Annotated in this window: 17 protein-coding genes; 15 read left to right on the top strand and 2 right to left on the bottom strand. The window is 34.4% G+C overall.

Translation table 11 applies throughout. From position 1 onward, the window contains the following. Window positions 1-120: 120 nt before the first annotated feature. The 4 genes from LA20249_RS10775 (at window position 121) to LA20249_RS10790 (ending at window position 3,275) form a co-directional block, all read left to right on the top strand. Window positions 121-1,290, top strand: coding sequence for a cation:proton antiporter (locus LA20249_RS10775; protein WP_057738817.1), 1,170 nt, complete (start codon window positions 121-123; stop codon window positions 1,288-1,290). A 137-nt stretch (window positions 1,291-1,427) separates the two neighbouring features. Continuing rightward, window positions 1,428-1,802 carry a GntR family transcriptional regulator gene (locus LA20249_RS10780; RefSeq protein ID WP_057738819.1) on the top strand — a complete coding sequence of 125 codons (375 nt, stop codon included), beginning with the start codon at window positions 1,428-1,430 and terminating at the stop codon, window positions 1,800-1,802. Beyond that, window positions 1,795-2,505, top strand: a complete 711-nt coding sequence (locus tag LA20249_RS10785) for an ATP-binding cassette domain-containing protein (protein WP_057738821.1) — start codon at window positions 1,795-1,797, stop codon at window positions 2,503-2,505. Before LA20249_RS10780 ends, LA20249_RS10785 begins: the two co-directional genes overlap by 8 nt. After that, window positions 2,502-3,275, top strand: coding sequence for a hypothetical protein (locus LA20249_RS10790; protein WP_057738823.1), 774 nt, complete (start codon window positions 2,502-2,504; stop codon window positions 3,273-3,275). The genes LA20249_RS10785 and LA20249_RS10790 overlap by 4 nt, the downstream gene beginning before the upstream one ends. Window positions 3,276-3,369: 94 nt before the next feature. On the opposite strand, the gene LA20249_RS10795 is transcribed toward LA20249_RS10790, so the two are convergent. Next, window positions 3,370-4,239: an aldo/keto reductase gene (locus tag LA20249_RS10795; protein WP_057738825.1), complete on the bottom strand. Its 870-nt coding sequence runs from the start codon at window positions 4,237-4,239 to the stop codon at window positions 3,370-3,372. 287 nt (window positions 4,240-4,526) lie between these two features. Between LA20249_RS10795 and LA20249_RS10800 the strand changes: the two genes are divergently transcribed. The 8 genes from LA20249_RS10800 to phnW are packed head-to-tail and all read left to right on the top strand — an operon-like array spanning window position 4,527 to window position 11,309. Beyond that, on the top strand, window positions 4,527-5,060 hold the full coding sequence (locus LA20249_RS10800; RefSeq protein ID WP_101836880.1) for a helix-turn-helix domain-containing protein: 534 nt from the start codon (window positions 4,527-4,529) through the stop codon (window positions 5,058-5,060). An 8-nt stretch (window positions 5,061-5,068) separates the two neighbouring features. Continuing rightward, entirely contained in the window at window positions 5,069-5,956 is an 888-nt protein-coding gene (locus tag LA20249_RS10805) for an IS3 family transposase (protein ID WP_313811430.1), read from the top strand. Between the two features lie 12 nt (window positions 5,957-5,968). Further along, window positions 5,969-7,012: a phosphate/phosphite/phosphonate ABC transporter substrate-binding protein gene (locus tag LA20249_RS10810; RefSeq protein WP_101836905.1), complete on the top strand. Its 1,044-nt coding sequence runs from the start codon at window positions 5,969-5,971 to the stop codon at window positions 7,010-7,012. A 10-nt stretch (window positions 7,013-7,022) separates the two neighbouring features. Beyond that, complete coding sequence (gene phnC, locus LA20249_RS10815; RefSeq protein WP_057739139.1) at window positions 7,023-7,778, top strand: phosphonate ABC transporter ATP-binding protein; 756 nt, start codon at window positions 7,023-7,025, stop codon at window positions 7,776-7,778. Beyond that, window positions 7,778-8,569 (top strand): ABC transporter permease subunit, encoded by a 792-nt coding sequence (locus LA20249_RS10820; protein ID WP_057739138.1) that lies wholly within the window; start codon window positions 7,778-7,780, stop codon window positions 8,567-8,569. The genes phnC and LA20249_RS10820 overlap by 1 nt, the downstream gene beginning before the upstream one ends. After that, entirely contained in the window at window positions 8,566-9,417 is an 852-nt protein-coding gene (locus tag LA20249_RS10825) for a PhnE/PtxC family ABC transporter permease (RefSeq protein ID WP_057739137.1), read from the top strand. Before LA20249_RS10820 ends, LA20249_RS10825 begins: the two co-directional genes overlap by 4 nt. A 15-nt stretch (window positions 9,418-9,432) precedes the next feature. Further along, a complete protein-coding gene (gene phnX / locus LA20249_RS10830; protein WP_057739136.1) occupies window positions 9,433-10,227 on the top strand; it encodes a phosphonoacetaldehyde hydrolase in 795 nt (264 codons plus the stop codon). Continuing rightward, on the top strand, window positions 10,221-11,309 hold the full coding sequence (gene phnW, locus LA20249_RS10835) for a 2-aminoethylphosphonate--pyruvate transaminase (protein WP_057739135.1): 1,089 nt from the start codon (window positions 10,221-10,223) through the stop codon (window positions 11,307-11,309). The genes phnX and phnW overlap by 7 nt, the downstream gene beginning before the upstream one ends. A 24-nt stretch (window positions 11,310-11,333) precedes the next feature. Here the strand turns inward: phnW and LA20249_RS10840 are convergent, their stop codons facing one another. Next, a complete protein-coding gene (locus LA20249_RS10840; protein ID WP_057739134.1) occupies window positions 11,334-12,005 on the bottom strand; it encodes a phosphatase PAP2 family protein in 672 nt (223 codons plus the stop codon). Between the two features lie 170 nt (window positions 12,006-12,175). Between LA20249_RS10840 and LA20249_RS10845 the strand changes: the two genes are divergently transcribed. The 3 genes from LA20249_RS10845 to LA20249_RS10855 all read left to right on the top strand — a co-directional run bounded on the left by LA20249_RS10845 (window position 12,176) and on the right by LA20249_RS10855 (window position 14,811). Beyond that, complete coding sequence (locus LA20249_RS10845; RefSeq protein WP_057739133.1) at window positions 12,176-12,421, top strand: hypothetical protein; 246 nt, start codon at window positions 12,176-12,178, stop codon at window positions 12,419-12,421. 227 nt (window positions 12,422-12,648) lie between these two features. After that, window positions 12,649-14,409 (top strand): thiamine pyrophosphate-binding protein, encoded by a 1,761-nt coding sequence (locus tag LA20249_RS10850; RefSeq protein WP_057739132.1) that lies wholly within the window; start codon window positions 12,649-12,651, stop codon window positions 14,407-14,409. A 90-nt stretch (window positions 14,410-14,499) separates the two neighbouring features. Continuing rightward, window positions 14,500-14,811 (top strand): hypothetical protein, encoded by a 312-nt coding sequence (locus LA20249_RS10855; RefSeq protein ID WP_057739131.1) that lies wholly within the window; start codon window positions 14,500-14,502, stop codon window positions 14,809-14,811. Window position 14,812: the final 1 nt, after the last annotated feature.

Here is a 14,812-nt window from a genome sequence, read left to right on the forward strand (position 1 = left end):
TTTTGAGAATGGAATTTGAAAAACGGCAGCCATGTTTTTTTTTATTAAAACAGTGTAGTAGAATGTATGATAACAAATTTAATAAAAATATTTTTGAAATATTTAAAACGGGGGGATCAAATGAATTTTATCGGACCACTATGTCTTATTTTGATCACGACCACGATAGCGGGCCATTTTGCTAATCGAATAGGAATTCCTGCCGTTATTGGTGAATTATTAGTAGGAATCGTTTTAGGACCGGCAATGCTTGATTGGATTAAGTTGGATAATTTAGTCACAGCATTTTCTGACATTGGTGTAGTTATTTTAATGTTTTTAGGTGGATTGGAAAGTGACTTGAAATTATTACGTAAGTATTTAAAGCCAGCAATCATCGTGGCAGTTTCAGGAGTTATTTTGCCGGTAGTTGTCATGGGTGGAGTGACATATTTATTCGGTTTTTCATTTTTAGAAGCTTTATTTATCGGAGTAGTTTTTTCAGCTACATCAGTTTCTATCTCGGTGGCAGTTTTAAAACAATATCAGGCCTTATCAACTCGAGAGGGAGCAACAATTTTAGGAGCGGCAGTGGCAGACGATATTATTGGGGTACTTTTGCTATCTTTGATGATCAGTTTACTTGCTAGTCAAGGAATTCACGCAGGTTCAAGTCAACCGGGAATTTTATTTATTCTGTTAGAACAATTAGCTTTTTTCTGTGGAACCTTTTTGTTAGTAAAATGGATTGCGCCTTATTTAATGCGTTTGGGTGAACGTCTGATCGTTCCTTCAAGCGTGACGATTATGTCGATGATTATATGTTTGAGCATGGCTTGGTTGGCTAATTTAGTTGGATTAAGTGGAGCTATTGGAGCATTTTTCGCTGGAATAGCCGTTGCTAATACACCTTATAAACATATTTTAGCGGATCATGTAGAACCATTAGGAAATTCGATTTTTATTCCGGTTTTCTTCGTTAGCGTAGGTTTAAATATGACCTTGGATCATTTTTTGAGAAATCTAGTTTTAGTAGTCGTTTTGGTAGTGTTAGCTGCTTTAACTAAGTGGATTGGTTGTGGTTTAGGTGCAAAACTGAGTGGATTTGATTCTCTAAGTAGTTCGGTAATTGGAACAGGTATGATTGCTAGAGGCGAGATGGGCCTCATAACAGCTCAGATTGGACATCAAGCAGGTCTTTTGAATAATACCGATTATTCGGCCATGATTTTAGTAATCATTTTGGTAACCTTAATTTCACCATTATTATTGAAACAGACGTTAAAGAAATCTTTAGCGATCAATAAATAGAGTATATAAGAAGATTAATGTAGTAATTTGAATTTACTATGTTGATCTTTTTTTGTGTGTAATTTGATTAAAAAGGTTGATTTACACGTTAATTTAATATACTGTATTAGTGTAGTAGAACAGTATGGAGGAAAATGATGGAGTATATCGACAATATCCCGATTTATCTTCAAATCAAAGAAATTTTGTATCATAAAATAATAACCCATGAATATGAATTAGGGTCACAATTGCCTTCGGTACGACAATTGGCAGTGTTATTTTCGGCTAATTCTAATACCGTTCAAAAGTCTTTAAAGGAAATGACTGAAGAAAAGATTATCATAACTCAACGTGGCAAGGGGAACTTTGTTACGACTGATGGGGATGTCATTGATAGATTAAGGAGTCAAATTGTGAAAAATACTTTAGACGAAACATATGATAAGTTGCATGCGTTAAAAATGAATGATAATGAAATAATTGCCAGCTTTATTAATTATGTTAAGGAAAGGACCAATTATCATGAGTAAAATTTTAAAAATCAATAATTTAATTTATAGAAAAAATGGTAAAACAATTCTAAATCATATTAATTTAAATTTAGATAATGGAAAAATAGTTGGGCTGCTGGGGGAAAATGGTTCCGGTAAAACCACTCTAATGCGCTTGATTGCAGGTCTCAATGCTAGTAATGGCAAAATGATTGCTGTTAATGGAGCAACCGCTCAAACAGAAATCAAGCGACAAGTCAGTTTCAGCGATGGTTTATTAGGATTCAATCGAAGTGAACGAATTAAAGATGTTGTTAATTTTTATATAAATGCTTATCTGGATTTTGATTTTGTTAAATATAGTAAAATTTCTAAATACTTAGGCTTAGATGAATCGAAGCGTTTGTCGAGTTTATCCACTGGGACTAAAGGAAAATTAGTCATTGCATTAGCACTATCGCGGAAAACTAAGTTATATCTGCTAGATGAACCATTAAGTGGAATTGATAGCATGTCTCGAAAGAAGATAATCAGCAGTATTATCCAGTGGAAAGAAAATGATTCGACAATCATTATTAGTGATCACTATGTGACTGAGATTGCTAGTTTACTAGATGAAATTGTAATCATCAAAGATCAAACAATTTATGAAACTGACACAGTTGAAAATATTCAAGAAAAGTATCATTTAGGCGTTGAAGAATATTATGAAAAAGTTTATGAGGGAGGAATTACACGATGAGTGGTCTTAAAGGAATAAGTAAGAATTTAATATGGGAAAAATGTAAATTGGCAAATTGGATCTTAGTCATCGACCTCCTTGTCATGGTTGTGATGGCTATTATCAATTTATTTATGAATGGATTTTCTAGCCTTAGAGAAATTCCTGCAATGTTTTTTACTAGTGTAGTGATTGTTAATTTTATAAGTCTTATTTTATTAGCTAGAGTAAATGAACGAGTGTGGGTCAGCAATAATTACCGTCTCATTCCTATTTCTGAGACAAAATTATATTTAGGAAACTTATTAACGACTATTGGAGCAATGATTTATTTACAAATTATTGAGGCTATTTTTGCGTTGATTTGTAGTATTCCTAGTTTCATAAATGGCAGTTTCAGTGAATCCTTAGGCTTTTTTCCGTCCGAGACAAATGTTGTTGAATTAGCAATCCAATTCATTTTAGTATCGCTTTTGGGAACAATTCTATTGTGGTGTGGAATTACTCTAATTCATTTTGTTATTAATTGGATCAGTGGATTCTTACCATTTGGGAAGCAGAAATTTGTTCTATTTTTAGTCTATTTAGTTGTAATCCTCTTAGTGCTTTGGGCATTCAATTATATAACGGGTAATATTTTAATGATTATTTATAAAAATGGTCTTATTAATTCAATGGGAGAGATATCTTCTGCCATCTGGTTAACAATTGGTATTGAAGCCGTATGGATCGTTTGTTTAAGTGCTATAAATATTTATTTACTCAAACGTTGGATCGAACCGATCCATTAAATTTAAAAAAAGCTCAGTGGTGATAACCTTGATGGTCGTCACACTGAGCTTTTTTAGTGTGTAATGTTAATTAAGAATTTATATCTCGTTTTTACTAATCATTTTGTGTGGCATAAGTAGTTGAGTCTTTTAGAAATTTTTCATCGTCAGGATCAGCACCAACACGTTTATTACTATCAAGTTGAGCAATTTGATTCATTTCTTCAGAAGATAGATGAAAATGATAATTAAAGAGTTGTATGTTTTCTTGAATACGTTTTTCATGAGTTGATTTAGGAATAATGACTTCACCACGTTGAATGTGCCAACGCAAAATAATTTGTGCAGGAGATTTCTGGTGATTTTGAGCAATTTCTTTAATTACGGGATCATCAATAACCTTATTGACCCCGCCACCAAGGGGACTCCATGACTCGTGAACAATATGATGTTCTTTCAAATATTTATGCAAATCGTTTTCTTGTAAGTAAGGATGAGTTTCGATTTGATCAACCATGGGAGCAATTGTAGCTGACTTCATCAATTGTTCAATATGATGAGCCTTGAAATTTGAAACCCCAATAGCTTTGATTTTTCCTTGTTTATAAAGATCTTCCATAGCACGCCAATTTTCTTCGAAGCCGGCAGCTGGCCAATGGATTAAATAAAGATCCAAATAATCTGTGTTTAACTTTTGTAAAGATCTGTTGAACTGTTCGATTGTTTCGTCATACCTACGGATATTGTTCCAAATCTTAGTAGTAATGAACAAATATTTACGGTCAATTCCAAAGTCTTTGATAGCTTTGCCGACAGCTTCTTCATTATCGTAAAAACTAGCCGTATCAATGTGTCTATAACCACTTTCTAGTGCCCATTTGACACTGTTAGCAACCTCTTTATCATCCATTCTAAAAACACCTAATCCCACTTGGGGAATTGTTACACCATTTGCTAATTCAATGTAAGGAATATTTGTAGCCATAAATTTACCTCCTATATTAATTTCATTATAGCGCTAGAGGAGTTTGATCGTGTAATTGGAAATAGAATTCATTTGTATATAAATTGTATAAAACATGTAAACATTATATTTTTTTATTTTACAGAAAATTAATCGTTACTTTACATAGCTTTGTTAATCTATGGTTGTTCGAAAAAATGACAGAGAAAGTTGGAAGTTAGTTATGAAAAAAGGGCGATTATTAACCGCTTTTAAAGTGCTTCATAATTGTTAGACAAGAAATCTAACAGTTATGGAGCGCTTTTTATATGGTTAAATACAGTTCAAAATTAAAGGCAGAAGTTGTTGGTGAATACCTCCAAGGTGGAACCAGCATGCAAAGTCTCTCAGAGAAACATAATTTACCTAAACGGCAAGTCAGTTTCTGGATTCAAAAATATCGCTTAAGCGGCGTAGACTCGCTTAAGCGAAAAAAAACTAAACGAAGCTTTTCAGCTGAATTTAAAATTGATGTGATAAACTACTATCAAACTCATGATGAAACTTTAGCTGAAGTATCCGCCAGATTTGATGTTAACAAGTGTCAGATTAGTTCCTGGAGAACGGCATTCAATAAACATGGCATAGAAGCCTTGAAGTCTCATCCGAAAGGCAGAAAATCCAAAGTGAAAAATGATAAAAAGAAATTACGTCATTTAATAAACAAGAATGAATTAGATCAACTTCGCGAGGAACTCGCAAAGAAGAATCAAGAATTATATGACACAAAGTTGGAGAATGATATTTTAAAAAAATCAATGACCCTGTTCGGAACTTCAAAGGACGCAAAAAAACACAAATAGTTGATCAGATCAGGGTAGAACAAGAGTCTCTTCCAAAAGCAGAACGGTATAAGATAGGCGATATTCTTAAGGCCATTGGACTTAAAAAGGCCACTTACCATGATGAGCGTAAACGTATCAAAAATCATGTAGATAAGTACAAAGATATAAAAACTGAAATATTAAAAATTACTGAAAGTGGAAAATGTCGTGGACGCCTAACCTACGGTTATCGTCGCGTACAAGAAGGATTAATTAAACTAGATATTCACATAGCAGATGCCGTAGCTCGTCGCTTGATGAATGAGTTAAATGTTCAAGTAAATCTTTATAATCGTCATAAAAATGGAAAGTATTCCTCATATAAAGGAACTGTTGGAAAGGTCGCACACAACATTTTACATCAACAGTTTAATGAAACTGAGCCCTTTAAAGTCCTGCATACAGATGTCACACAAGTTCGTTTAAGGGATAACGAATGGGCTTATGTTTCCGCAATTACCGACGAGGCAAGCAAAGAAGTTCTAGCGTTCCAAGTAAGTAATAGTCCCAATAGTAAATTAATTATGGATACATTAAATGAATTAACGACAGTTATACCTAAAGGAAGCAACCCAGTGATACATTCAGATCAAGGCTGGCATTATCAACTAAATTATTATACTGATAGGCTTTCTGAAGATGGATTTATACAGAGCATGTCTCGCAAAGGAAATTGTCTCGACAATGCGCCAATCGAAAGTTTCTTTCATCTATTCAAAACAGAATGTCTCAATGGATTTCCACCTTGTAAAGATATGAAAGAATTTAGGAAACTTTCTAAGGAGTACGTCGATTGGTTTAACAATCGACGCATCTCAAGAAAAACAAAAGGCATGACTCCCCGCGAATACAGGGAACATGCCTTATCAGCTTAACAATATTCAATTTTGTCTAACTTTTGTGTTGCACTTTATTTTCTAGGGGTATTTCTATTATTAACCGGTGTATTAGCTGGTTGTTCTTCAAAGAGTTCAGCATCACCAAAAGCTGGAAGTAATAGCAACAAAGAGATTACTATGGTTTTCTATCCAAATGAATCAGCCAAGAATTTCAGCGCTTCACGTAAGGCGCTAAAAGAAGAATTACATAAGGCAACTGGTAAGAAAATCAATATTCAAACTACTACAGATTACAACATCGCAATTGAAGCAATTGCTTCTGGTAAGGCTCAATTGGCATTTATGGGTGCTGATGGTTATATTCAGGCACATGCTAAAAATAAAAAAATCGAGCCATTACTTCTTCAATCAGGACCAGATGGTACTAAAAAAGGCGCAAGCTACCGTTCATATTTAATGGTTCAAAAGGATAATGCCGACAAGTATAAAAAAGATGGCAAGTACAATATTGATAATATCAAGGGTAGGAAAATCTCATTTGTTTCAGCTAGTTCTACTTCAGGATTTGCCGTACCAACTGATGAAATTCAAAAACATTTTAAATTAGAAAATAAAGATCAATTATCAGAAGGTGGAAAATTTTTTGATAAAGTTCTTTACGGTAGTACTCATCCAGGCTCAGCTATCAATTTACTAAAGGGTGATGCTGATGTTGCTGCATTTGACGACGGAGATTTAACACCATTCTTGAAAGTAACTTCAGGTAGCTACGACAAGGTAGGCTCAACTTTCACTGTTAGAAATGACGCCGATGCACCATTTGCAGAATTCAAGGGAAAAGAATTAGTTAACTTGTCAGTTCTTCCAGTTCAAAATGGACCATTTGTTGTTAACTCAAAGGCATTAAGTAAAGATGATATTGATGCAATTGCAAAGCATTTCACATCAAAAGAAATTACTAATAATAAAGATCTATTCTCAGATGGAAAAGGTAAAACACCAACTTTATGGCAAAAGAAGACCGATAAGACAACACTTCTAAGGGTTGATGATGATTGGTACAAACCTACTCATGAGTTAGTTGGTAAATAAGAGGCTGCCTATGTTAGAAGTTAAGAATTTAGATAAGAGTTATCAAAAAGATCTTCCTGCTTTAAGTGATATATCTTTTAGCGTCAAGCCAGGGACATTTGTTGCAATTATTGGTCCTTCTGGAGCGGGAAAAACGACCATTCTAAGAAGCCTAAATCAGCTGATCAAAGATGACAGTGGTGAGATTTTGATTGATGGCGATGATATTCGTTCAGCCAATAAGGCACAGCTAAGAAAACATCGTCGTCAAATTGGAATGGTTTTCCAGAATTATAACTTAGTAGAACGCTTAACAGTTATTGAAAATGTTTTACATGGTCGTCTAGGATACAAATCTACTTTAGCAGGTGTTCTTGGTCGTTATACCAAAGAAGAAAAAGAAGAAGCTATGTCTTTACTGGAAAAAGTTGGTCTAGAAGATTTTGCTTTGCAACGATGTTCAGAATTAAGTGGTGGACAGAAACAACGTGTGGGAATCGCACGTTCACTCATCCAACATCCTAAAGTGATTTTATGTGATGAGCCGATTGCCTCCCTCGATCCTGCTTCAGCTCAAACAGTTATGCAGTTACTTAAAGACCTGACTGATGAGTACAATTTAATTTGTGTGGCTAATTTACATCAAATTAATATGGCAAAAAAATATGCTGATCAAATTATCGGTATTCGTAAGGGTCATTTGGTCTTTGATGAAGCTGCCGATTTACTATCAGAGGATATTTTGAGGACACTTTATGATCAGAAAATTACAAAGGAGTTTGAATAATGCAATCTTCTGCAAAATTTTTACAACGCAAAGGTTGGCGTCAGACCGTAATAATAGGGATTATTGGCGGTATTTATTTATTAGGTAGCTGGCTTTTAAACTTTGATAGTTTAAGTGGGTTGATTGCAATTCCAAAAGCCTTTAATTGGTTAGGAGTAAACTTTCAGCCGACATCTGAGTCGATTAGTTATCTACCAAAAATCTGGCAAAAGTTATTTCAAACGGTTTTATTGGCTATTTCATCGACAGTCGTTGCTGCCATTATTTCCATCTTTATTGCTTTAGTCGGTTCTAAGGTTACGGGAATAAATGGTTCCGTTCAATTAGTTGTACGTGGGGTGGCATCGTTTTTTAGAAATATTCCATTAGTAGCTTGGTCAATGATTCTATTATTTTCATTTAAACAAAGTGACTTCACTGGCTTTTTAGCTCTTTTGTTAATGTCGATTGGTTTTCTGATCCGTGCTTTTATGGAGATTATTGAAGATGAAGCCAGTGAGACAATGTTGGCTTTAAAAGCAACTGGGGCTGGGTACTTTCCGGTAATTTTTCAAGCCGTATTACCTCAGATTTTACCAAGTGTTCTAAGTTGGATTCTTTACATGATTGAAAATAATGTTCGAGATGCGACTTTGGTAGGTATTTTGACCGGTACGGGAATTGGTTTCTTATTTGATCTATATTTCAAGAGTTTTAGGTTTGATGCCGCTGGGATGACCATTTTAGCAATTATAGTTGTAGTGATTATCTTAGAGTTGATTTCAAATCAAATCAGAAAGGTGATTTTATGATAGAGAGTGAAGAGAGAATCGTAAAAAAGCCACAGATACCAAATTCGCCAAATATTAAGTTACACACTAATAATTTGTCTAGAACGATGATTATTTTAGTTTTTACATCGCTATTACTGATTACTGGATATACATTGACTCATTTGGATACAGCCAATGTTCAAATAGGTTCAGCATTTAAAGAATTGTCAACTACCTTGCATCAAATGTTTTTGCAGCCCAATACTGGAACTGATGGCTTTATAGAATTGTTGCAAGGATTGGGAATGAGTTTACTTATCTCAGTAATGACAACTATTATTGGCGCCATATTCGGATTCTTTTTTGCAGTTTTAGCTTCAAAGAATTTGACCAATATTTATCTTGGAACTGGAATAAGAGTTTTCATGGCGATTGTTAGGGCGATACCAACGATTATCTGGGCACTGATTTTTTCAATTGTTTGTGGATTAGGTTCGACCGCAGCTATTTTAGGTTTGAGTTTTCATAGTGTGGCTTACTTAACTAAGGCATATTCTGAAAGTATAGAAGGAATTGATGATTCCACAATTGAATCTTTAAAAGTTACTGGTGCTAGATTCTGGGTTATCGTTTTTCAAGCAATTTGGCCAACGATTATGGCTTCGTTTGTATCATGGACATTTATTCGTTTAGAAATAAATTTTGCTAATGCTATTGCTGTTGGAGCAGCAGCCGGGGCAGGTGGAATTGGTTATCAATTGTTTGTTGCGAGTGGAATGAGTTTTGATTTCCATGAGGTTGGTTTTATTGTTTATCTGATTATTGCGGTTACATTTTTACTTGAGTTTATTGCGGTTAAAATTAGACATTTGTATCTAAGCCGTTAAGTTATGGAGGGTTTTATGATTGAAGCAGTTATTTTTGATTGGGCTGGTACAACTGTTGATTACGGAAGTTTGGCACCAGTGATTGCCTTTAAGAAAGCTTTTAAAGATGTAGGAATTGAGTTAACTGATTCTGAGATTCGTCAGGATATGGGGATGGCGAAGTGGGATCATATTGGTAAGATTCTTAATATGAATGATGTTAAAGATCAATGGAAACATGAGTACGGTTCACTACCCACAAATGATGATCGTAAGAGAATCTACTTAGGATTCCAAAAGTCACTGATTAAATACTTGAGAGATTATACAGAATTGAAATCAGGTGTTTTAAAAACTTTCAATTATTTAAAAGAATATGGAATAAAAGTAGCAACGACCACTGGTTATACTAATGAAATGATGAGAATAGTTGAGAAAAAAGCTTCAGAAAACGGCTATGCACCAGAACTTGTTGTTACATCAGAAGATGTTCATGATCAAGGTCGTCCATCGCCAGCAATGATTCAATACATCATGGAGAAGTTTAATATTGATGATCCTCAAAAGGTTATCAAAGTAGGCGATACTTTAGTTGATATCGAAGAAGGACATAATGCTGGTGTTAAGACAGTTGGGATAGTTGAAGGTAGTAGCTTAATGGGCTTATCGCAAGTAGAATTCGACGAGCTGGATGATGAGCAGCAACTTGTTAAACGTAATGAAGTTAAACGAAAATTTGAATTAGTTAATACTGATTTCATAATTGACAATATTTATGATTTAGTTCAAATAATTGAATATTTAAATGAAGCGATGGATAAAAAATGGTAAAAAAATATTTGCTTTTAACACCAGGACCCTTAACGACAAGTGAAGAAGTAAAGAATGCAATGGATTTTGACTATTGTACTTGGGATGATGATTATAAAAAGATTACTCAATCATTTCGTAATTCTTTGTTACGATTGGCACAAGTTACTTCTGATGACTACAGTGCTGTACCAATTCAAGGAAGTGGTACATACGGTGTTGAATCCGTTATAAGTTCAACAATTTCAAATAATGACAAATTGTTGATTGCTATTAATGGTGCGTATGGAAAACGTATTAGTGAGATGGCAGAGATTTATAATATTGAACATGTTGATCTGGTCGTTGACGAGAGAAAGCCCATCACATTAAAAGAAGTAACAGAATATTTAGATAAGTATCCTGATATTACTCATTTTGCAATGATTCATTGCGAGACAACTACTGGAATATTGAATCCTATCGAAGATATTATTCCTTATGTTCATGGAAAGGGAATTACTACGATTGTAGATGCAATGAGTAGTTTTGGTGGTATTCCTATCAATGTAGAGCAAGAAGAAATTGATTATCTGATAAGTAGTTCTAATAAATGTATTCAAGGTGTTCCAGGTTTTTCATTTGTTATTGCTAGAAAAGATAATTTAGAATCTACCAAGGGATTAGCTAGGACACTTTCATTGGATCTCTATGCTCAATATATTGAGATGGAAAAGGATAATGGTAAATGGCGTTTTACCTCTCCAACCCATGTGGTGCATGCTTTTCATGAAGCGTTGAGAGAATTGGATGAAGAAGGCGGGGTTAAGGCTCGTTATTTACGCTATAAAGCTAATCAGGAACACTTAGCCACTGGTATGGAAAAATTAGGATTTAAAGTTCTAATTGATGAGAAATGGCAGTCACCAATTATTACTTCCTTTGTTTATCCAACGGCTGATTTTGATTTTAGGAAGTTTTACCAACAATTAAAGGAAGATGGTTTTGTCATTTATCCTGGTAAGATTTCACAAGTTCCAACTTTTAGAATTGGTAACATTGGTGAAGTATATGATAATGATATTACTAAATTATTGTTAGCAATCAAGAGTATTGTGGACTAAAAAAAAGAGTGGTCAATTAATTGATCACTCTTTTTGATTCCCAAGATGAAATTTGAATAAATTGATTATTGTGGCATGATATCTCAAATATAAAAGCTCCGAGAATTCCCACCAAGTACCTGCTAAAAGAGCACTGCCAAGAACATCGCTAGGAAAGTGTCCCCGCAAATAGACTCTGGAAAATGCTACAAGGATTAACCAAAGTATTGCAATAACAGAAATACCTATTCGCCAATTTTTATTGTGCAAGTGAGGTAGAACTAAAAAGATTATGGTTAATATCAATAGAGTCGTTCCAAAGACGTGTCCACTAGGAAAGCTGTAACCCGATGCGGGTAAAATAGCATTCAGTGGACGTTGACGATGGACGGTAATTTTAATTAAGAATGAAATGATATTACCACTGATAAGAAGATAAATGATCCATAGAGCTGTTTGCTTATAATTATTTTTTAAAAATAAGAAGGCGATAAGTAGTAAATATATCAGGTCCATTAGAGGACTGCCTAAGAAAGTGACGGTTTTGAAAATTGATGTAAAACCTGAGGAAACCATCCCTTGTAAAATAGTTTGAATGGAACTGTCGAAATTAGTTATAAATGAATTATTAGTAATAACCATCAATTCTAAAATAAAAAAGATGACTAAATAAATCATTGCCAACCATTTTCTTTGGTTGTTTTGTTTAAAAATCAAATTGAACTCCTTTTTAAAAAACAATTTTTTCTTAAGCTTCGATTGTAATATTATTTTCATAAAATTTATAGGGTAAAACATATTAATTTTAAATATATTTGATTATGTAAAATGTTTCACACCATTAACAAATTAATGATATAATCAAGCTTACAAAAAGGAGGCTTTAAATGTTAACATTAATGGCTGCTAGTACAAGCAGTTCTGCACCAATTTTAATTGCGATTGGTGTAGCCATTCTAGTAATAATCTGGTTATTTATTAAGACCGGAATTGCTCTATTACATCATCCAATAATCGGAATTATTTTAGTTTTACTTGGAGTTCTAGGTTTGTGGAACTATATGATTATAGGAATTGGTGTAATTGTGGGTGGAATAGTTTTCTTAGTAGTTTCACAATTCTTTAATAATTAATAAATGAAAGCAAGACTTAATGTCTTGCTTTTTTATGTGGCGTTGAAGTGAAATTTTCTGAAAATTAAGGTCTATTTGGTAAATTTAGACTAAATGAAATTCTTAACAAGAAAGATTATTTGATTTTTTTACTAAAGTATTCGATGATAACGTTTGCAAGCAATGATAATGCGTTTGAATGTATAAAAATGCTTTATCATGGATATTTTAAGAAGGAAAGTGGAAATATGACAAAAATGATAGCTGGACAAGCTTTAGTAAAGGTTCTTGAAGATTGGGATGTTGACCACGTATATGGTGTTCCCGGAGGTTCAATTAATCATACTGTTGAAGGACTTTATTTGGAAAAAAATAAGGTCAAGTATATTCAAGTTCGTCATGAAGAAGTTGGAGCAATCGCTGCTTCAGCTGACGCTAAATTTACAGGAAAAATTGGAGTTGCGTTTGGTTCCGCTGGTCCTGGTGCCACACATCTTTTCAATGGTCTATATGATGCCAAAATGGATCATGTTCCTGTTTTAGCCTTGGTAGGTCAGGTTCCACAAGAAAACATGAATACTAACTATTTCCAAGAAATGGATGAAGGACCAATGTTTAGCGATGTGGCGGTTTACAACCGCACTGTAACAACTGCTGAACAGATTCCCTATGTTATTAATCAAGCAATTCGTGAAGCATATCGTCAAAAGGGTGTAGCTGTAGTGATCCTTCCTGAGAATTTAACCGCTGATGAAATTGATTATGTACCTGTTAAGACACCTAAGATTATTAGTAGCAATAATTCTCAAACGATTGACTCTCAAGATGTTGTTAATACCTTGAAGATGTTGAAAGAAGCCAAACATCCGCTGGTTTATGCTGGTCGTGGATTACTAGGTGCAAAAGATGTATTAACAAAATTTGCTGAACAATTTAATTTACCTGTAATGAATACGGTTCCCGCTACTGGAGTTATTAGTACTGATCATCCTAATTTCATTGGTACTTTCGGACGTTTAGGAAGCAAATCAGGTTTTGAAGCATTGCAACATACTGACCTCATTTTATTCATCGGTTCAGAATTCCCCTTTGCAAGATTTTGGCCCGAAGGTGTCAAGATTATTGATGTGAATAATAATCCTTATGATATTGGAAAAACAGTTGATGTCGATTATGCAGTCATTGCCGACGCTAAGAGTTATTTGCAAGCCTTGATTGATACCAAAGAAACATTGCCAGCTGGAACTTGGCTGAAGGCTAATCAAGAGAATAAAGCTAACTGGGACAAGTGGTTGGATAAATTGGCCCGTGATGATAGCGATGGATTAAATCCAGAGACAGTTACAGCTAAGATGGCTGAATTAGCAGGTCCCAATGATACTTACGGTGTTGATACAGGAAATGTATCTGAATTTGGAGTTCGTGGATTGCCGATGAACCACAATCAACGTTTTGCATTATCAGGTCTGTTTGCCACAATGGGCTTTGGATTACCAGCTGGCTTAGCTGGTGCCTTGAGTGTTCCTGATGCCCAAGCTTGGACATTGTCTGGTGATGGTGGTTTCTCAATGGTTGCACCAGATTTGATCACAGAAGCTAGATATCACTTACCAGTTATCAATGTAATTCTTTCTAATGAGAGATTGGGCTTCATTTATTATGAACAAGTTGCTTCAAAACAACACCTTTATGGAGTTGACTTGACGGGAGCAGATTGGGCTAAGGTGGCTCAAGGACTTGGAGGCATCGGATTTACCGTTAAATCCATTAAAGATGTCGATGAAACATTTGACCAAATTAAGAAATTACAAGCTTCTGGCAATAAGAAACCAATCGTTGTCAATGCCTTAATTAAACAAGACGATCCAGTAGCTACTGCCTTTATGCCACTCGACGCTAAATTGTATGGACAAGAAGCAGTTGACGCTTATTCCAAGAAGTATCACATCGACGTTAAAGAGCAACCTTCACTTGGCGAATTGTTGAGAGCTCAAGGAGATAATGACTAAACTAGACTTTTTAAAACTTGGATAAACAAGTAGAATGAAGAGAAAGATATTTTTATCTTGCTCTTTATTTTTTTGTGAGGAAATTGAATAGTGATTAATAATATTGAAGATTTAACGAACGCGGTGCAGCAACAAAAAGATCAATTTCAAGTAAGTGGGAAAGCTTTTGAGTTTTGTGATGCAATACATCAATCACAGATATCAGCTAGTGGTAATGACTGGTCTATTGCGGGTTCTAGTGGTTGGATGGGGATTTTCACAGCATTGAATCATTACATTCATCGCCGCTTTATGAAACAAGAAAAGCGGGATTTGGAAGATTTGCAACATAATATTTCTAAAAATTATATAATCCGTAAGACAAGTCAAAAGGGACAATATGAAATGATTTTAAGAAAATAAT

It is taken from the genome of Companilactobacillus alimentarius DSM 20249 (genome assembly GCF_002849895.1).
In the GTDB taxonomy this organism is placed as follows: Bacteria; Bacillota; Bacilli; order Lactobacillales; family Lactobacillaceae; genus Companilactobacillus; species Companilactobacillus alimentarius.